Source organism: Salinarimonas soli, from assembly GCF_008386575.1.
GTDB lineage: Bacteria > Pseudomonadota > Alphaproteobacteria > Rhizobiales > Beijerinckiaceae > Salinarimonas_A > Salinarimonas_A soli.
In genome coordinates, this window is record NZ_VUOA01000036.1 from 68,389 (window position 1) to 85,834 (window position 17,446).

The 17,446-nt window shown below is 69.9% G+C and carries 16 protein-coding genes and 1 other RNA gene; 4 read left to right on the forward strand and 13 right to left on the reverse strand.

Features of this window, described 5'->3' with window-relative positions:
* Window positions 1-2: 2 nt before the first annotated feature.
* The 6 genes from aat to F0L46_RS20175 form a co-directional block, all read right to left on the reverse strand.
* Entirely contained in the window at window positions 3-677 is a 675-nt protein-coding gene (gene aat, locus F0L46_RS20150) for a leucyl/phenylalanyl-tRNA--protein transferase (protein ID WP_149820911.1), read from the reverse strand.
* Between the two features lie 67 nt (window positions 678-744).
* On the reverse strand, window positions 745-2,115 hold the full coding sequence (gene accC / locus F0L46_RS20155) for an acetyl-CoA carboxylase biotin carboxylase subunit (RefSeq protein WP_149820913.1): 1,371 nt from the start codon (window positions 2,113-2,115) through the stop codon (window positions 745-747).
* An 87-nt stretch (window positions 2,116-2,202) separates the two neighbouring features.
* Window positions 2,203-2,676 carry an acetyl-CoA carboxylase biotin carboxyl carrier protein gene (accB, locus tag F0L46_RS20160; protein WP_149820915.1) on the reverse strand — a complete coding sequence of 158 codons (474 nt, stop codon included), beginning with the start codon at window positions 2,674-2,676 and terminating at the stop codon, window positions 2,203-2,205.
* A gap of 56 nt (window positions 2,677-2,732) precedes the next feature.
* Entirely contained in the window at window positions 2,733-3,185 is a 453-nt protein-coding gene (gene aroQ / locus F0L46_RS20165; RefSeq protein WP_149820917.1) for a type II 3-dehydroquinate dehydratase, read from the reverse strand.
* 105 nt (window positions 3,186-3,290) lie between these two features.
* The gene (locus tag F0L46_RS20170; protein ID WP_149820919.1) at window positions 3,291-4,058 is read right to left on the reverse strand and encodes a DsbA family protein; all 768 of its coding nucleotides are present in this window, start codon (window positions 4,056-4,058) and stop codon (window positions 3,291-3,293) included.
* Window positions 4,059-4,079: 21 nt separating this feature from the next.
* On the reverse strand, window positions 4,080-5,477 hold the full coding sequence (locus F0L46_RS20175; RefSeq protein WP_149820921.1) for a M48 family metalloprotease: 1,398 nt from the start codon (window positions 5,475-5,477) through the stop codon (window positions 4,080-4,082).
* A gap of 107 nt (window positions 5,478-5,584) precedes the next feature.
* Here F0L46_RS20175 and F0L46_RS20180 point away from each other — a divergent pair, with 107 nt between their 5' ends.
* A complete protein-coding gene (locus F0L46_RS20180) occupies window positions 5,585-6,766 on the forward strand; it encodes a pyridoxal phosphate-dependent aminotransferase (protein WP_149820923.1) in 1,182 nt (393 codons plus the stop codon).
* A 3-nt stretch (window positions 6,767-6,769) separates the two neighbouring features.
* Here the strand turns inward: F0L46_RS20180 and F0L46_RS20185 are convergent, their stop codons facing one another.
* The 4 genes from F0L46_RS20185 to fumC form a co-directional block, all read right to left on the reverse strand.
* Window positions 6,770-7,600, reverse strand: coding sequence for an aldo/keto reductase (locus F0L46_RS20185; protein WP_149820925.1), 831 nt, complete (start codon window positions 7,598-7,600; stop codon window positions 6,770-6,772).
* Window positions 7,601-7,703: 103 nt separating this feature from the next.
* Complete coding sequence (locus F0L46_RS20190; protein ID WP_149820927.1) at window positions 7,704-8,876, reverse strand: isovaleryl-CoA dehydrogenase; 1,173 nt, start codon at window positions 8,874-8,876, stop codon at window positions 7,704-7,706.
* A 128-nt stretch (window positions 8,877-9,004) separates the two neighbouring features.
* A complete protein-coding gene (locus F0L46_RS20195) occupies window positions 9,005-9,790 on the reverse strand; it encodes an SDR family NAD(P)-dependent oxidoreductase (RefSeq protein WP_149820929.1) in 786 nt (261 codons plus the stop codon).
* Window positions 9,791-9,886: 96 nt separating this feature from the next.
* Window positions 9,887-11,278, reverse strand: coding sequence for a class II fumarate hydratase (fumC, locus tag F0L46_RS20200; protein ID WP_149820931.1), 1,392 nt, complete (start codon window positions 11,276-11,278; stop codon window positions 9,887-9,889).
* Between the two features lie 88 nt (window positions 11,279-11,366).
* Here fumC and F0L46_RS20205 point away from each other — a divergent pair, with 88 nt between their 5' ends.
* Window positions 11,367-12,755: a cytochrome P450 gene (locus tag F0L46_RS20205; protein ID WP_149820933.1), complete on the forward strand. Its 1,389-nt coding sequence runs from the start codon at window positions 11,367-11,369 to the stop codon at window positions 12,753-12,755.
* Here the strand turns inward: F0L46_RS20205 and F0L46_RS20210 are convergent.
* From F0L46_RS20210 to F0L46_RS20220, 3 genes are all read right to left on the reverse strand, one after another.
* The gene (locus tag F0L46_RS20210; protein WP_149820935.1) at window positions 12,752-13,300 is read right to left on the reverse strand and encodes an SspB family protein; all 549 of its coding nucleotides are present in this window, start codon (window positions 13,298-13,300) and stop codon (window positions 12,752-12,754) included. The genes F0L46_RS20205 and F0L46_RS20210 overlap by 4 nt on opposite strands.
* A 19-nt stretch (window positions 13,301-13,319) precedes the next feature.
* Window positions 13,320-13,679: a transfer-messenger RNA gene (gene ssrA / locus F0L46_RS20215) on the reverse strand.
* Between the two features lie 55 nt (window positions 13,680-13,734).
* On the reverse strand, window positions 13,735-14,394 hold the full coding sequence (locus tag F0L46_RS20220; RefSeq protein ID WP_149820937.1) for an alpha/beta hydrolase: 660 nt from the start codon (window positions 14,392-14,394) through the stop codon (window positions 13,735-13,737).
* 255 nt (window positions 14,395-14,649) lie between these two features.
* On the opposite strand from F0L46_RS20220, the gene F0L46_RS20225 reads away from it, so the two are divergent.
* Together F0L46_RS20225 and sufB are read left to right on the forward strand one after the other, a co-directional pair.
* The gene (locus F0L46_RS20225; protein WP_149820938.1) at window positions 14,650-15,822 is read left to right on the forward strand and encodes a cysteine desulfurase family protein; all 1,173 of its coding nucleotides are present in this window, start codon (window positions 14,650-14,652) and stop codon (window positions 15,820-15,822) included.
* A gap of 70 nt (window positions 15,823-15,892) precedes the next feature.
* Entirely contained in the window at window positions 15,893-17,362 is a 1,470-nt protein-coding gene (gene sufB, locus F0L46_RS20230) for a Fe-S cluster assembly protein SufB (RefSeq protein WP_149820940.1), read from the forward strand.
* Window positions 17,363-17,446 lie beyond the last annotated feature (84 nt).

Sequence of the window (17,446 nt, forward strand, 5' to 3'; positions counted from 1 at the left end):
GTTCAGGGCTTCGGAGCGGCGAGCGCTTCGAGGGCCGCGGCGCCGGAGACCGGCTCGTCCATGGGCCACACGCCCCAGTCGCCAGCGCCTGCCACCGCCTCGGCGAGCATGCGCCGGTAGACCCGGCGCGGCACCTCGTAGGCGCCGAACTGCGCCAGGTGCGTGGTGAGGAACTGGGTGTCGAGCAGCGCGTAGCCACCCCGCCTGAGGCGCGCCACGAGATGGACGAGGGCGACCTTCGAGGCATCCCGCTCCAGGTGAAACATGCTCTCGCCGAAGAACGCCGCCCCGAGGCTCACTCCGTAGAGGCCGCCCACGAGCCGCCCCTCGCGATAGACCTCGACGGTGTGGCAATGGCCGAGGTCGAACAGCTCGCCGTAGAGCCGCCGGATGCGCTCGTTGATCCAGGTGCGGTCGCGGTCGGGGCCCGGCGCGGCGCAACCCTCGATCACCGCGTCGAAGTCCCCGTCGACCCGCACGGCGAACTCGTCGGAGCGGACGGTGCGGGCGAGGCGCTTGCCGACATGGAAGCCCTCGATGGGGATGATGCCGCGCTCGCGCGGCTCGACCCAGAACAGGCTGGTGTCCTGCGCGCTCTCGGCCATGGGGAAGATGCCGGCCGCATAGGCCCGCAGCAGGATGTCCGGGGTGATCTCGATCATACCGCCGCCATGCATCGGTCAGCCCTCCAGGAGGGTGCGCGAGGCGCAGGCGCAGGTCTCGCGGCTTTCCCGGCTCATGCCCTCAGCCCTCGCTCCGCGGCTCCCCGTCCAGCCCGCCGGTCCGCAGGAACGTCTCGAGCCAGTGGATGTCGTATAACCCGTTCTGGATGTCGGGGTTGCGTACGAGCGTGCGGAAGAGCGGCAGCGTGGTCTCGATGCCGTCCACCACGAACTCGTCGAGGGCGCGGCGAAGCCGCATGAGGCACTCGTTGCGGGTGCGCCCGTGGACGATGAGCTTGCCCACGAGCGAGTCGTAGTGCGGCGGGATGCGGTAACCCTGGTAGGCCGCCGAATCAACCCGGACCCCGAGGCCTCCCGGGGGATGGAAATAGGTGATGAGGCCCGGCGAGGGCCGGAAGGTCGCGGGGTGCTCGGCGTTCACCCGGCACTCGATGGAGTGGCCGTTGATGCGCACGTCCTCCTGCGCCACGGACAGCGCCTGGCCCGCGGCGATCCGGATCTGCTCGTTCACGAGGTCGATCCCGGTGATCATCTCGGTCACCGGATGCTCCACCTGGATGCGGGTGTTCATCTCGATGAAATAGAAATTGCCGTCCTCGTAGAGGAACTCCACCGTGCCGGCGCCCGAATAGCCGAGATCCTGCATGGCCTTGGCGACCGTGCTGCCGATGCGCTCTCGCTCGTCGGCGTTGAGGGCGGGGGAGGGGCCTTCCTCCCACACCTTCTGGTGCCGGCGCTGGAGCGAGCAGTCGCGCTCGCCGAGGTGGATCGCGCCGCCCCGCCCGTCGCCGAGCACCTGGATCTCGATGTGCCGGGGCTTCTCGAGGTACTTCTCCATGTAGACCGCGTCGTCGCCGAAGGCGGCCTTCGCCTCGGTGCGGGCGGTCTGGAAGGCGTGGACGAGATCGCCCTCGTTGCGCGCCACCTTCATGCCGCGCCCGCCGCCCCCCGCCGCAGCCTTGATGAGGACCGGATAGCCGATGTCGGCTGCGACGCGCCGCGCCTCGTCCTCGTCGTTGATCCCGCCCTCCGAGCCCGGCACGCAGGGAATCCCGAGGCGCTTGGCGGTGCGCTTGGCCTCGATCTTGTCGCCCATGGTGCGGATGTGCTCGGCCTTGGGGCCGATGAAGGTGATCCGGTGGTGGTCGAGCACCTCCGCGAAGGCCGCGTTCTCGGACAGGAAGCCGTAGCCCGGGTGGACCGCGTCGGCGCCCGTGATCTCGCAGGCCGAGATGAGGGCCGGGATGTTGAGGTAGGAATCGCGGGCGGTCGGCGGGCCGATGCAGACGCTCTCGTCGGCGAGGCGCACATGCATCGCGTCCGCGTCGGCAGTGGAGTGCACCGCGACGGTCGCGATGCCGAGCTCCTTCGCGGCGCGCAGGATGCGCAGCGCGATCTCGCCCCGGTTCGCGATGAGGATCTTATCGAACATGCGGCCTCATACCCCTTGGTGGAGCGCCTGACGCGACGCCGTCAATCTCTCTGGCCCGGCGCGCCCGGGCCCCGTGCCGGTCGGCCCTCACTCGATGATCATGAGGGGCTCGCCGTATTCCACCGGCTGCCCGTCCTCGACGAGCACCGCCGTGACGATGCCGGCCCGTGGCGCGACGATCTCGTTGAAGGTCTTCATGGCCTCGATGAGGAGCACCTTCTCGCCGGCCTCGACCCGCGCGCCGATCTCCACGAAGGGCTTGGCGTCGGGGGAGGGGCGGCGATATGCGGTGCCGACCATGGGCGAGGGGACGGCGCCCGGATGCTCCTTGGCGCTCACCGGCGCGGCGGGCGCCGCCGAAACGGGGGCTGCCGGCGCCGCGACGGGCGCGGGGGCCGCGTAGGCCTGCGGCATCGGCATGGTGACCTGCGCGGCGAGCGAGCGGGCCACGCGGATGCGCAGGTCGCCCTTCTCCACCTCGATCTCGGTCAGATCGGTGTCCGCGAGAAGCGTGGCGAGCTCGCGCACGAGCTCGGGATCGAACGGGTTCGCCTTGGCCATGACATCGTACCCTCTTGGCGCCGGGCGGCGCCGCGTGCGGCCCGGCTCGTCCGTTTTCATTTCGTGGGCGTCCCGCGGCCCAGATGCGCGACGAGCGCATCGAAGCCGAGGCGGTAACCGGTCGCCCCTAAGCCGCAGATCACCCCGATGCAGACGGGTGCGATGAGCGACGTGTGGCGAAAGCTCTCCCGCGCGTACACGTTCGAGAGATGAACCTCAACCGCCGCGGCGCCGGAACCCGCGATCGCGTCGCGAAGAGCGATCGACGTGTGGGTATAGGCGCCCGCGTTGATGAGCACGCCGGCCCCCGAGAGGCCGGCCTCGTGGATCCACGAGACGAGCTCGCCCTCGTGGTTCGACTGACGGAAGGCGAGGGTCACGCCCGCGGCGCGGGCCGCCCCGGCGAGCATGGTCTCGATGTCGGCGAGCGTCGTGGTGCCGTAGATCCCCGGCTCGCGGCGGCCGAGCAGGTTCAGGTTCGGCCCGTTGAGGACGTGGACGGCGTTCATCGGCGGTCGTGCGCTCCGCTGGATTCGAAGCGTCTCATAGCCGAGGGCCGCGCCGGCGCAAAGGCCGGCGACGCCGTCGTCCCAAGGCCCGTGGGGCGGGCCGCCTCAGCAGGTGGCCTTGCCGCACTTGCGGGTGTTGTCCACCGCCTTGCGCAGGGGCTCAAGCCCGACGGCGCCGAAGATCACCTCGTCGCCGACGATGAAGGCGGGCGTGCCGGTCAGGCCTAGCTTGTCGCCGAGCATCACGTTGGTCTGGATCGACTCCTTCACGTCGGCGCCGTCCATGTCCTTCTGGAGGCGCCCCATGTCGAGCCCCATCTCCTTGGCCAGCGTCAGGGCGCGCTCGCCGTTCACGGGGCCCTTGGTCTCCATGAGGCGGGTGTGGAAATCGAACTGCCGGTCGGCCTTCAGCTGCATCCGGGCGGCGGCCGAGACGCGCGCCGCCTCCACCGAGCCCGGCCCTAGGACGGGGAAGTCCTTGAACACCACCTTCAGCTTCGGATCGGACTTGATCATCGCCTTGATGTCGCCGAGCGCCCGCTTGCAGAAGCCGCAATTGTAGTCGGTGAACTCCACGAGGGTGACGTCGCCCGCCGGGTTGCCGCCGATATGATCCCGGCTCGAATCGAGGAGCCGCGCGCGCTCGCTCTGGAGGGCGTCCGCCTGCGCGGTGCGCTGCGCCTCGCCCTGGCGCTTCTCCAGCTCCGCGAAGACCTCCTGAAGGAGCTCCGGATGGGCGAGGAGGTAGTCCTTGACGATCCCCTCAATGGCCCGGCGCTGCTCGGGGTTGAAGGGCGCGGTCTGGGCGCCGGCCGGCGCCGTCGAGAGCGCGAGGGCGAGGGCGAGGCCGGGGAGGAGGGTGCGTGCCAGCATGGTGGGTCCTTTTGGGCGCGGTCAGCGGGCCGAGGAGGGGCGGAAGTTCACGATGTCGTCCGCCTTGACGTAGCCGGGCGAGCCGGGCTTGAGCTTCGACATGGCGCGATAGGCGAGGGTCTGGGCATATTTGAGGTCGCCGCCGTTCATCGCGGCCTGCGCGGCCGAGACCTCGGCCATGCCGATGTCGCCCTTCTGCCCATAGGCCTGGGAGAGGTGGCGGAAGGTGTCGGGCGCGTCGGGATCGCGCTGCGCCGCATTGGAGAGCTGGCGGATCGCCTCGTCGAGGGAGGCGCGGTCGCCGAGCGCCACGAGCGCCTGGCCCAGCATCGCGCGGATCGTGGCCGCGTTCGGCGCGAGCGAGGCCGCTCGGCGCAAGGGGCCCACGGCCTCGCGGGCGCGGCCGCTCTCGAGGAGGATCTGCCCGTGCAGCTCGTGAAAATAAGGATTCGAGGCCTGCGCCTGCGTGAGCTCGCTCATGAGGCTTTGTGCCTCGGACAGCCGTCCTGAGCGATGAGCCACGATGGCGCGGGCATAGCGGGCCGCGGGGGTGGCGGCGCCGGGCGGATAGCGGCGCAGCACCACGTCGGGGCGCTCCATGAAGCCGTAGAGCTTCGCCCTCATGAGATCGTGGCGGGCCTGGAGGGCCGGCGCGTCCTTGGCGCCGTAATGCGGGCTCGCCTTGGCGAGGGTCTCGAGCTGCGCGATCCGCTCGGTGGGCAGGGGGTGGCTCAGGAGATAGGGATCCACGGACGTGGAGCGGAACAGGCCGCTTTCGGCGAAGCGCCGGAACGTGGTGATCATGCCGCGCGGCGACTGGCCCGTGGCGTTGAGGTAGCGCACCGCCGCCTGGTCGGCCGCCTGCTCCTCGGAGCGCTGGTAGGACAGGAGGTTGCGGCGGACCATTTCCTGCGGGCCGACGATCGCCCCGATCGCGCCCGCGCCGTTGGAGCCGATGCGCCCGCCCGAGGCCGCCCCGCCCGCCACCGCGGCGGCACCCGCCAGCATGCCCACCACGGACAGAATCTGGGCGTTGGCGAGCTCCGCCCTGAGCCGTGCCAGGTGACCGCCGGCGATGTGCCCGGCCTCGTGGGCGAGGACGCCGATCACCTCGTTGGGGGTCTCGGCGTCCATGAGCACACCGACATTCACGAAGATCTTTCGCCCGTTCGCCACGAAGGCGTTGAAGGAGCGGTCGTTCACCAGGATGATCTGCGCCGCCTTGGCGTCGATGCCGGCCGCCTTGAAGATCGGCGCCGCGTATTCTCGCAGGAGGGTCTCGATCTCGGCGTCGCGGATGATCGGGAGCGAGCGGCCGTTCGGCGCCTGGGCCTGGGCCGCGCCCGCGCCGATGCTCACGGCGAGCGCTGCCGCGAGCGCGCGGCGGGCGAGGGAGGGGAGGGAGCTGAACGGCCTCATGAGCCCTTGCGTTAAAGGCTTTCTGGGCGGCCGGTCAAATCACGCCTTCGCAAGCCGGCCGGCCCGGCGCGCTTGAGGGCGGGGAGGCGAGGCTGTACCTGTCCCCCATGACCCGACATCCCTCCGCCCTTCCGGCCCTCTCGCGCCGCGCCGAGCGCGTCGCCCCCTTCCTCGCCATGGACGTGCTCGCCGCCGCGACCGCGAAGGAGCGCCGGGGCGACCATGTGGTCCACATGGAGGTGGGCCAGCCCTCCGCGCCCGCGCCACGGGCCGCGCGCGAGGCCGCGAAGGCCGCCCTGGACCTCGGCCGGATCGGCTACACGGAGGCTCTCGGCATCGCGCCGTTGCGCGAGCGCATCGCCCGCCACTATGCCGAGACCTACGGCGTCGCGGTCGCGCCCGAGCGGATCGTGGTGACGACGGGCTCGTCGGCGGGCTTCGTTCTCGGATTCTTGAGCCTTTTCGACGCGGGCGCGCGCGTGGCCATCACCGCTCCTGGCTACCCGGCCTACCGCAACATCCTGGAGGCCCTCGACATCGAGGCGGTCGCGCTGCCCCTGGAGCGGGCGACCGGCTACGTGATGACAGCGGCCGCCGTCGAGCGGGCTCACGCCGAGCGGCCGCTCAGCGGCATCCTTGCCATGAGCCCCGCCAATCCGTCTGGCACGATGATCGGCGCCGCGGCGCTTGCCGATCTCGGCGGCGCGTGCCGCCGCCTCGGGCTGTGGTTCGTCTCCGACGAGATCTATCACGGGCTCACCTATGGCGAGCCCGCCCGCACGGCTTTGTCGGTCGACGACGACGCGGTGATCGTGAACAGCTTCTCGAAGTACTTCTGCATGACGGGCTGGCGGGTCGGGTGGCTCGTGGTCCCCGAGCGCCTGACCCGTGCCGTCGAGCGCCTGGCGCAGAACCTCTACATCTCGGCGCCCTATCTCTCGCAGGTCGCGGCGCTCGCCGCCTTCGAGGCGCGCGAGGAGCTGGAGGCCGTGAAGGAGGGTTACGCGGCGAACCGGGCCCTCCTCCTCGACGCATTCCCCTCGCTCGGCCTGGGGGATACCCATCCCGTGGACGGCGCCTTCTACATCTACGCGGACGTGGCGCGCTTCACGAACGACTCCATCGCCTTCTGCCGGCGCATGCTGGCCGAGGCGGGCGTCGCCGCGACGCCCGGGGTCGATTTCGACGCCGCCGAGGGGGCGCACCACGTGCGCTTCTCCTTCGCCGGGTCGCACGACGATTGCCGCGAGGCGGTGCGCCGGCTGCGCGCCTGGCTGCCGGCCGTGTAGCCTTCAATCCCAGCGCGGCGCGAAGTCCGGCGCGACCTTGCGGCCGTCCGGGCGCGCCATGCCGTGAAGGCGGGCCATCTCCTCCTCGGAGAGGCTGAAGTCAAACACGGCGAGGTTCTCGGCGATGCGCGTCGGGTTGCCGGATTTCGGGATCGCCACCACGCCGGGCTGCTGCACGTGCCAGCGCAGCAAGATCTGGACCGAGGTCTTGCCATGGCGGGCCGCGATCTCAGTCACGACCGGGTCGTCCGACAGGTCGCCCCGCCCGATGGGCGAGTAGGACACGAAGGCCATCCCGGCCTCGCGGCAGGCCGCCAGGACCGCGCTCTGCTCGAGCCGCGGGTGGTACTCGCACTGGTTCGCCACGAGGGGCTCGGTCGTGGCGCTCAGGGCGCGCCGCATGAGCGCGACTGGATGATTCGAGATGCCCACGTGCCGGGCAAGACCCTGGCGTTTCGCGTTGCAGAGCGCGCCCACCGAATCCTCCACCGACACGTCGGGGCTCAGCCAGTGGATGAGCAGAAGGTCGACCTGGTCGAGACCCAAGCGCCGCAGGCTGGCCTCCGCCGATCGCTCAAGGCGGCCGGGCGCGATCTCCTCGTACCAGACCTTCGTGGTGACGAAGACCTCGTCGCGGCCCAACCCTGAGCTCTTCAGCCCCGCGCCGACGGCCTCCTCGTTGCCGTACATCGCCGCCGTGTCGATGTGCCGGTAGCCGACCCGCAGCGCCTCGGCGACGGCCCGCGAGCAGTCCTCGCCCTTGAGCGGCCAGGTGCCGAGGCCGATCGCCGGAATCGCGGCGCCGCTGGCTTGGACGAGGTGGGCTGCTGTCATCGAGGGTTCTCCTTGTGGCGGCCGGACGATGCCACGGCTGACCTCACGGCACCAGAGGCCGGAGGAGGTGGCTCGGCTCGCGTGGCCCGCGTCTCCTCGGCCGTCAGGCCGTCTTCTCGAACAGCTCCCGCCCGATCAGCATCCGGCGGATCTCGCTCGTGCCGGCGCCGATCTCGTAGAGCTTGGCGTCGCGCAGCAGGCGGCCCGTCGGGTAGTCGTTGATGTAGCCGTTGCCGCCGAGCAGCTGGATGGCGTCCAGCGCGCACTTCGTCGCCTTCTCGGCGGCGTAGAGGATGGCGCCCGCCGCGTCCTCGCGGGTGGTCTCGCCGCGGTCGCAGGCCTTGGCCACCGCGTAGACATAGGCCTTGGCAGCGTTCATCTCGACATACATGTCGGCGACCTTGCCCTGGACGAGCTGGAAGGTGCCGATCGGCTTGCCGAACTGCTTGCGCTCGTGAACGTAAGGAAGAACCACGTCCATGCAGGCCTGCATGATGCCAAGCGGTCCAGCGGCAAGCACGGCGCGCTCGTAGTCGAGGCCGGACATCAGGACGTTCACGCCCTTACCCACCTCGCCGAGCACGTTCTCCTCGGGCACCTCGCAATCCTCGAACACCAGCTCGCACGTGTCCGAGCCGCGCATGCCGAGCTTGTCGAGCTTCTGGTGGGTGGAGAAGCCCTTCATGCCCTTCTCGATCAGGAAGGCAGTGATGCCGCGTGGGCCGGCCTCCGGGTCGGTCTTGGCATAGACCACGAGGGTCTCGGCCTCGGGGCCGTTCGTGATCCAGAACTTGTTGCCGTTGAGGACGTAGCGGTCGCCGCGCTTGTCGGCGCGGGTGCGCATGGAGACCACGTCGGAGCCGGAGCCCGGCTCGGACATGGCGAGCGCGCCGACATGCTCGCCGGAGATGAGCTTGGGCAGGTATGTCCGCTTCTGCGCGTCGTTGCCGTTGCGGCTGATCTGGTTGACGCACAGGTTCGAGTGGGCGCCGTAGGACAGGCCCACCGAGGCGGAGGCGCGGGACACCTCCTCCATGGCGACCACGTGCTCAAGGTAGCCGAGGCCCGTGCCGCCGTACTCCTCGTCGACCGTGATGCCGTGCAGGCCGAGCGCGCCCATCTCGGGCCACAGGTCGCGGGGGAAGGTGTTGGTGCGGTCGATCTCCTCGGCGCGGGGCGCGATGCGCTCCTGGGCGAAGCCGCGCACGCTCTCGCGGATGGCGTCGGCGGTCTCGCCGAGGTCGAAATTGAACTCGCGGGAGGCGTTCGGGATCATCGGGTCCTCATGCGGCATGCCGTTGGTTTGGGCACGGTTTTAGCAGGGTCGGCGCCGCTGTCACGTGCCGCGGCGTCGCGTCGTGCCGTCCTCTCCCCGCCATGCAGGCAGAGGGACTGGGAGGGGAATCACAGGTTCCGCCGAGCCGCCCGCAGGGTGGTGAGCCCGATCCCGGCCGCGTCGAAGCCGCCGTCGACGGCAAGGACCTGGCCCGTGACGTAGGAGGCGCGGGGGCTGCACAGGAAGTGGATCGTCTCGGCGAGCTCCTCCTCCAGGCCGTAGCGCTCCAGGGGGATCACGTCGTGGTAGTCGGCGCGGATCTCCGGGCTGTGGACCGCCTTCGCCATCGCCGTGTCGACCGGGCCCGGGGCGACGGCGTTCACCCGGATGCCGAGATGGGCAAGCTCCACTGCGGCCTGCTTGGTGAGATGCGCCAGCGCCGCCTTGCTGGTGCCGTAGGCGACGCGAAGGGTCGATGCGCGCAGCCCCGAGATCGAGGTGATGTTCACGATGGCGCCACCGCCCGTCTCGGCCATGAGGGGCGCGGCGGCTTGGACGCACAGGAACGGGCCGGTGAGGTTCACGGCCAGCACCCGCGTCCAGTCCTCGTGCGTGGTCTCGAGCAGCGGCTTGAACACGGCGATGCCCGCATTGTTTACGAGCGCGTCGAGCCGCCCGAACCGGGCCGCCACGGCCGCCACCGCGCGGGTCACCGCGCCGGGGTCGGACACGTCGGCCTCCACGGCGAGCGCGGCGTCTGGCGCGTCGAGGGCGGCCACGCTCTCGCGCAGGAGGTCGCCCTGGACGTCGAGAAGCGCGACGCGCCATCCGTCGGCGAGGAAGCGTTTCGCGGCCGCAAGCCCGATCCCCCGCGCTGCGCCCGTCACCAGCGCGACCTTCGTGTCGTCCGTCATGTGGCATCCCCCCTCGCTGCCCCTGATTAGCCGGGAGGCGGCGCGCTGTCATGCAGGGGCGAGCCGCTGCAAGCGCGGGGAGGGTGGATCGCGACCCTAGCCCGGCGCCAGCATGCCCTCCGGCCGCACCACGCGGTCGAACTCCTCGGCCGTAACGTGGCCGGAGCGGACCGCCTCCTCCTTGAGGGTCGTGCCGTTCTTGTGGGCCGCCTTGGCGATCGCCGCCGCCGCGTCGTAGCCGATGCTGGGCGCGAGCGCCGTGACGAGCATGAGCGAGCGGCTCATGAGATCCCCGATGCGCTCGCGGTTCGCCTCGATGCCGCTCACCGCGTTGTCGGCGAAGCTCACGGCCGAGTCGGCGAGAAGCCGCACCGATTGCAGCACCGCGTTCGCGATCACGGGCTTGAACACATTGAGCTCGAAATGCCCCTGGCTGCCCGCGAAGGAGACCGTGGCGGCATTGCCCATCACCTGGGCGCAGACCATGGTCAGGGCCTCCGCCTGGGTCGGGTTGACCTTGCCGGGCATGATCGACGACCCCGGCTCGTTCTCCGGCAACGAAATCTCGCCGAGGCCTGAGCGCGGCCCCGAGCCCAGGAGGCGCACGTCGTTGGCGATCTTGAACAGGCCGGCGGCGAGGCTCGCGAGCGCGCCTTGGGTGAACACGAGGGCGTCGTGGGAGGCTAGCGCCTCGAACTTGTTCGGCGCCGTCACGAAGGGCAGGCCCGTGAGCTCCGCGACCTTCGCGGCGAAGCGCTCGGCAAATTCGGGATGGGTGTTGAGGCCCGTTCCCACCGCCGTGCCGCCCTGCGCGAGGGCGTAGAGCCCCGGCAGGGTCGCCTCGACGCGCTGCATCCCGAGCTCAACCTGCGCCGCATAGCCGCCGAACTCCTGGCCGAGCGTGACCGGAGTAGCGTCCTGGAGATGGGTGCGGCCGATCTTGACCACGTCCGCGAACTCGTCGGCCTTCGCGGCGAGCTCCCGGCGCAGGTGCCGCAGGGCCGGCACGAGACGCTGGTTAATCTCGATCGCCGCGGCGAGGTGCATCGCGGTCGGGAACGTGTCGTTGGAGGACTGGCCGCGATTGACGTGGTCGTTCGGGTGGACCGGCGACTTCTGGCCCCGTTGCCCGCCGAGCGCCTCGTTGGCCCGGTTCGCGATCACCTCGTTGGCGTTCATGTTGGACTGCGTGCCCGAGCCCGTCTGCCAGACCACGAGGGGGAACTCGTCGTCGAAGCGGCCCTCCACGACCTCAGCGGCTGCCGCCGCGACGGCATCCGCCACGCGCGGTTCCAGGGCGCCGAGATCGCGGTTCACGAGGGCCGCGGCCTGCTTCACCAGGCCGAGCGCTCGCACCAGCGGCACCGGCATCCGCTCGCCGCCGATGCGGAAGTTCTGGAGCGAGCGCTGGGTTTGGGCGCCCCAGTAGCGGTCGGCCGGAACCTCGATGGGTCCGAAGGTGTCGGTCTCGGTGCGGGTCGCGGTCATCGGTCACTCCCTGCGGTGAAGCGCCCGCCCCATGTAGGAAGCGGATCGAACCCTTGCGATCCCCGTTGTGCCCTACACCCCTAGAACGATGGCTCCTGTGACCGCCCAGACCCTGTTTCGCCCGCCCGCACCGACGCCCCGAACCACGCAGCCGGACCTCTTCGCGTTCCTGCACGCGGCCCGCACCAACCCGCTGACAAGCTGGATGGACGTGCATTTCGAGGAGCCGATCGTCATGACGAAGGGCGTGCTCGGGCGCGTCATGATCGTGAACGACCCGGCCGCGATCCGGCACGTCTTCGTCGACAACGCGGGTGCCTACCGCAAGGACGAGCTGCAGCGGCGGGTGCTGGCGCCCGGCATGGCGGACGGCCTGCTCACCGCGGATGGGGAGGAATGGCGGCTCCAGCGTCGCACCCTGGCGCCGCTCTTCACGCCACGCACGGTGCAGGGCTTCGTACCCGCCATGGGGGCTGCCACGGAGCGGATGCTGCGCCGCTGGCGGCGCCGCGACGGGCGCATCCTCGACATGTCGCTGGAGATGACTCGGGTCACCCTCGACGTCCTGGAGCGCACGATCTTCACGCAGGGGCCTGCCCACGACCCGGACGCGCTCGGGCGCGCCATCACCCGCTTCTTCGAGGCGGTCGGGCCCATCGATCCGCTCGACGTGTTCGGTATGCCGGACTGGCTGCCCCGCCTCGGGCGCCTCCAGGCCCGTCCGGCGCTCGCCTATTTCGAGCGGGTCGTCACGGAGCTGATCGACGCCCGCAAAGCCCTCAGCGCGGCGGGCGGGCCCGTGCCGCGGGACATCCTCACGCTTCTCCTCGAAGCGAGCGACCCGGAGACGGGGAGGGGGCTGTCGGACATCGCGGTGGGCGCGAACGTGATCACCTTCATCGGCGCGGGGCATGAGACCACGGCCAACGCGCTGTCGTGGGCGCTCTACCTCATCTCGCAGACGCCGGACGTGCGCGCGCGGTTGGAGGCGGAGGTGGACGCGGCGCTCTCCGACGACCCGATCGGGCCCGAGGACCTGGCGCGCTTGCCCTTCGTGCGGGCCGTGCTGGAGGAGACGATGCGGCTCTTCCCACCCGTGCCCTTCATGAGCCGCGCCGCGGTCGAGGACGACCGGGTGGCGGGCTACAAGGTGCCCCGGGGCACGCTCGTGATCGTGGCGCCCTGGATCCTGCACCGTCACCGGACGCTCTGGTCCGATCCCGACGCCTTCGACCCCGACCGCTTCATGGAGGATTGCCGCGGGTCCGTCGACCGCTTCGCCTACCTGCCCTTCGGGGCGGGCCCGCGGGTCTGCATCGGCGCGAGCTTCGCGCTTCAGGAAGCCGTGGTGGTGCTCGCGCAGATCATCCGCACGGCGCGCTTCGAGCTCGCCGAGGGGCACCAGGTCACGCCCGTGCACCGGGTGACCCTGCGCCCCGAGGGCGGGCTGCCGATGCGGGTGTCGCGGCGCGCCTAAGGCTTCTTGCGGAACGCGTCGAGGCTCACGACCTCGGCGCCGCTCGCGGAGCCGTCGGCGGTAGGCTTGTCGTTGTCGGCCGCCGATTCCGCGGCCCGCGAGGGCTCCGGCGCGGGCCGGGTCGGCAGGGCGACAGGGGGAGCACTGTCGCCGACAGGCGCGGCGCTCTCGTCGGCGCCGGCCGCGGCGTCCTGGATCTCGAACTTCAGCCCGAAATGGACGGACGGATCGAAGAAGCCGGTCAGGGCGTCAAAGGGGATGAGCAGCCGCTCGGGCACGCCCGAAAACGACAGGCCCACCTCGAAGGCGTGCTCCGTGATGCCGAGGTCCCAGAACTGGTGCTGGAGGACGATCGTCATGTCCTGGGGGTACTTCTCCCGCATGCGCTGCGAGAGCCGCACGCCGGGAAAGTCCGTCCGGAAGGAGATGTAGAAGTGGTGGTCGCCCTGCAGCCCCTCGCGGGTGGCGTCGCCCAGCACCTTGCGCACCACGCCCTTCAGCGCGTCCTGCACGAGAAGATCGTAGCGGATCAGGTCTTTGGCCATCGGCACGTCCAAAAGGGAAAGTAGAGGCTTGTGTTGCGAGGTGCCTGCGAACCCTGCCTCGAAGTGCTACCCCCGAGGGCTTTGGTCGGACTTGCTAGCCCGCATGACGCGGCCGCGCAAACATCCACGGCACAGTTGTCGTCGGCAGCTATCGTTCGGCCCTGTGACGACGGAACCATCCCAGGCGAAAGCCCACCCTTTACACCTTCGTCGATCCTGTTTCGCCCACGGCGAAACCCAGGCTGAGCCTGGGCTCGGATAGGGGCGCTGGGTGCCGCCCCCGGGTCTGAAAGGTTTATTACGATGGCTGTTTATCACCATAGCCGGCCGCTAAACCGACCCCCTCAATATAGGGAGGCCGGCGCCGAAGGGGAAGCCCCTCGGGCGATTTCTCCCGGGCGGAGATGCGATGCCTCCGGCCCCGAAGCCTGACCTCAGGCGGCCTCTTCGTCCGGCTTGCCCAGGCGCTTGTCGAGGTAGCCGTCGACCGTCTGCATCAGCTCCTCGATGCGGCCGTCGAAGAAGTGGTTGGCGCCGTCGACCACCGCGTGCTCGATCTGGATGCCTTTCTGGGTCTTCACCTTCTCGATCACGGACATGACCTCCTTGACTGGGGCGACCCGGTCCTCGGAGCCGTGGACGAAGAGCCCGGAGGACGGGCAGGGGGCGAGGAACGAGAAGTCGAAGCGGTTCGCGGGCGCCCCGATGGAGATGAAGCCCTCCACCTCGGGGCGGCGCATGAGGAGCTGCATGCCGATCCAGGCGCCGAAGGACACGCCAGCGATCCAGCAGGTGCGCGCGTCGCCGTTCACCGACTGCGCCCAGTCGAGGGCGGCGGCGGCGTCGGAGAGCTCGCCTCCGCCATGATCGAACGAGCCCTGGCTGCGGCCGACGCCGCGGAAGTTGAAGCGCAGGGCCGAGAAGCCGCGGTTCACGAACGTGTAGTAGAGGTTGTAGACGATCTGGTTGTTCATCGTCCCGCCGAATTGCGGGTGGGGATGAAGGATGATGGCGATCGGCGCACCCTTTTGCTTGGAGGGGTGATAGCGGCCTTCGATACGGCCGGCCGGGCCAGTGAAAACGACTTCAGGCATGGTTCAGGTCCCCGATCTCGCACCCGTTCGGCCTCAGCCGACAAATCCGTTCACCACGCCTTGACTCACCGACCAGCCGACCCCTAATTGACCTTTAGAATGGTTCTAACCAATTAGAGCCGTTCTAAACTGCTGCCGGGGCCGCGGAGTGCCGGCGCGCGATTGACCGCCGGGATGTGGTGGCCGTGCCTTAACACGGCAACCGGGGACCGGGGCAAGAATTTGCTGGGCTTTTCTGTCCGGGCCGGGATGACGATGGCGGCAACGCAGCGCACCTACCTCGACTACAACGCGACCGCGCCCCTCCTGCCGGAGGCCGCGGAGGCGTTGACGCACGCGCTCCAGCTGCCTGGAAACCCGTCCTCCGTGCATGCCGAGGGCCGGGCGGCCCGCGCGCTCGTCGAGACTGCACGGGATCGCGTCGCGGCCCTCGCGGGCGCTCGTGCGGGCGGCGTGACCTTCACGAGCGGCGGCTCGGAGGCGGCCAACCTCGTGATGAGCCCTGGCTTCCGGCGGCTCTCCGACGGCGCGCGGCCCGAGCGGCTGCTGGTCTGCGCCACCGAGCACGTCTGCGTCCTCGAGGGGCACCGTTTCCCCGAGGACGCGGTCGAGCGCATTCCCGTCGATCGCGACGGCGTCGTCGACCTTGCCTGGCTGGAGCGGCGTCTCGCCGAGCTCGCGCCTCGGCGGGTGCTGGTGTCGGTGCATCTTGCGAACAACGAGACGGGGGTCATCCAGCCGCTCGCCCGCATCGCGGAAAGGGTGAGAGCGCATGGCGGCCTCGTCCACTCCGACGCGGTGCAGGCGGCAGGCCGCATCCCGGTCGACATGGCGGCGCTCGGCGTCGATGCCCTCACGCTGTCGGGCCACAAGCTCGGTGCGCCGAAGGGCGTCGGCGCCCTGGTGCTTGCCTCGGAGGGCTACGAGCTCGCCCCGCTGGTGCGCGGGGGCGGGCAGGAGCGCGGCCGCCGGGGCGGGACCGAGAACGTGGCCGGCATCGCCGCGTTCGGAGCCGCGGCCGAGGCCGTCCTTAGAGATCTCGTGGCCGAAGGTGAGCGGCTCTCCGGCTTGCGGGGGGCCTTCGAGGCGGCGATCGGGCGACTCTCGCCTGGCAGCGTGGTGCTCGGGGCGGGCGCGCCGCGCCTGCCCAATACGGTGCTCTTCGCCACCCCTGGCCTGCGGGCTGAGACGGCGCTGATCGCCTTCGATCTTGCCGGCGTCGCGCTCTCGTCGGGATCGGCCTGCTCGTCGGGCAAGGTGCGGCGCTCGCACGTGCTCGACGCCATGGGCGTGGCGCCCGCTCTCGCCGAGGGGGCGCTGCGGCTCAGCATGGGGCGCGGCACGACCGCCCAGGCGGTGGAAACTTTCGCGGCGGCCTACGAAAAGGCGTTGGCCGCACTACATAAGGGGCAGGCGAACGCGGCCTGAGGCTGCGCCCCGTCCGCCTTCCCCGGCACGTCAGACCCGCGGCCCTTGAAGCCGTGACAGGAGGATTGCGATGCCTGCGGTGCAGGAGACCATCGAACAGGTACGGTCGATCGACGTCGACCAGTATAAGTACGGCTTCGTCACGGACGTGGAGATGGAGAAGCCCGCCAAGGGCCTCACCGAGGACACCGTCCGCTACATCTCGGCCAAGAAGGGCGAGCCCGAGTGGATGCTCGAGTGGCGCCTCGACGCCTATCGGCGCTGGCTCACCATGAAGGAGCCGGACTGGGCGCGCGTCTCCTACGACCGGGTCGACTACAACGACATCTACTATTACGCCGCGCCGAAGATGAACGCGGCGCCCAAGACCCTCGACGAGGTCGATCCCGAGATCCTGCGCACCTACGAGAAGCTCGGCATCCCCCTGCGCGAGCAGGAGATCCTGGCCGGCGTGCAGACCTCCCGCGTCGCCGTCGACGCGGTCTTCGACTCCGTGTCGGTCGCGACCACCTTCAAGGCGGAGCTCGCCAAGGCCGGCGTGATCTTCATGCCGATCTCCGAGGCGCTGCGCGAGCACCCTGAGCTCGTGCGCAAGTACCTCGGCACCGTCGTCCCGGTGACCGATAACTTCTTCGCGACGCTGAACTCCGCCGTGTTCTCGGACGGCTCGTTCGTCTACATCCCGCCGGGCGTGCGCTGCCCGATGGAGCTGTCGACGTACTTCCGCATCAACGAGAAGAACACCGGCCAGTTCGAGCGAACCCTCATCATCGCCGACAAGGGCTCCTACGTCTCGTACCTGGAGGGCTGCACGGCGCCCCAGCGCGACGAGAACCAACTCCACGCGGCGGTGGTCGAGCTCGTTGCGCTCGACGACGCTGAGATCAAGTACTCCACGGTCCAGAACTGGTACCCGGGCGACGCGGAGGGCCGCGGCGGCATCTACAACTTCGTGACCAAGCGCGGCGACTGCCGGGGCCGGAACTCCGTCATCACCTGGACCCAGGTGGAGACGGGCTCGGCGATCACCTGGAAGTACCCGTCCTGCATCCTGCGCGGAGAGGGCTCGCGCGGCGAGTTCTACTCTATCGCGATCTCGAACGGCATGCAGCAGGTCGACTCCGGCACCAAGATGATCCATCTGGGCAAGAACACCACGAGCCGGATCATCTCGAAGGGCATCTCGGCCGGGCGTTCGCAGAACACCTATCGGGGCCTCGTCTCGGCCCACCGCAAGGCGTCGGGCGCGCGTAACTTCACGAACTGCGACTCGCTCCTCATCGGCGACCGCTGCGGGGCCCACACGGTGCCCTACATCGAGTCGAAGAACGCGTCCGCCGTGTTCGAGCACGAGGCGACCACCTCCAAGATCTCCGAGGACCAGCTGTTCTACTGCCAGCAGCGCGGGCTCTCGGCCGAGGAGGCGACGGCGCTGATCGTGAACGGCTTCGTCAAGGACGTGCTCCAGAAGCTGCCGATGGAGTTCGCGGTCGAGGCGCAGAAGCTGATCGCGATCTCGCTCGAAGGGAGCGTGGGTTAGGCCCGCCTCCCTCGTCCTGAGGCGCCCGGCCGAGAGGCCGGGCCTCAAAGGGCGATCCAGATGTCACCGGAACTATGAACTCAC

Excerpts from the sequence above, each read along its gene's own strand:
- aroQ (WP_149820917.1), bottom strand. The coding sequence starts at position 3,185 with ATGAACGCCGTCCACGTCCTCAACGGGCCGAACCTGAACCTGCTCGGC.
- accB (WP_149820915.1), bottom strand. The coding sequence starts at position 2,676 with ATGGCCAAGGCGAACCCGTTCGATCCCGAGCTCGTGCGCGAGCTCGCC.
- F0L46_RS20180 (WP_149820923.1), top strand. The coding sequence starts at position 5,585 with ATGACCCGACATCCCTCCGCCCTTCCGGCCCTCTCGCGCCGCGCCGAG.
- F0L46_RS20195 (WP_149820929.1), bottom strand. The coding sequence starts at position 9,790 with ATGACGGACGACACGAAGGTCGCGCTGGTGACGGGCGCAGCGCGGGGG.
- accC (WP_149820913.1), bottom strand. The coding sequence starts at position 2,115 with ATGTTCGATAAGATCCTCATCGCGAACCGGGGCGAGATCGCGCTGCGC.
- fumC (WP_149820931.1), bottom strand. The coding sequence starts at position 11,278 with ATGACCGCGACCCGCACCGAGACCGACACCTTCGGACCCATCGAGGTT.
- sufB (WP_149820940.1), top strand. The coding sequence starts at position 15,893 with ATGCCTGCGGTGCAGGAGACCATCGAACAGGTACGGTCGATCGACGTC.
- F0L46_RS20170 (WP_149820919.1), bottom strand. The coding sequence starts at position 4,058 with ATGCTGGCACGCACCCTCCTCCCCGGCCTCGCCCTCGCCCTCGCGCTC.
- F0L46_RS20205 (WP_149820933.1), top strand. The coding sequence starts at position 11,367 with ATGGCTCCTGTGACCGCCCAGACCCTGTTTCGCCCGCCCGCACCGACG.
- F0L46_RS20190 (WP_149820927.1), bottom strand. The coding sequence starts at position 8,876 with ATGATCCCGAACGCCTCCCGCGAGTTCAATTTCGACCTCGGCGAGACC.
- aat (WP_149820911.1), bottom strand. The coding sequence starts at position 677 with ATGCATGGCGGCGGTATGATCGAGATCACCCCGGACATCCTGCTGCGG.
- F0L46_RS20220 (WP_149820937.1), bottom strand. The coding sequence starts at position 14,394 with ATGCCTGAAGTCGTTTTCACTGGCCCGGCCGGCCGTATCGAAGGCCGC.
- F0L46_RS20225 (WP_149820938.1), top strand. The coding sequence starts at position 14,650 with ATGGCGGCAACGCAGCGCACCTACCTCGACTACAACGCGACCGCGCCC.
- F0L46_RS20175 (WP_149820921.1), bottom strand. The coding sequence starts at position 5,477 with ATGAGGCCGTTCAGCTCCCTCCCCTCCCTCGCCCGCCGCGCGCTCGCG.
- F0L46_RS20210 (WP_149820935.1), bottom strand. The coding sequence starts at position 13,300 with ATGGCCAAAGACCTGATCCGCTACGATCTTCTCGTGCAGGACGCGCTG.
- F0L46_RS20185 (WP_149820925.1), bottom strand. The coding sequence starts at position 7,600 with ATGACAGCAGCCCACCTCGTCCAAGCCAGCGGCGCCGCGATTCCGGCG.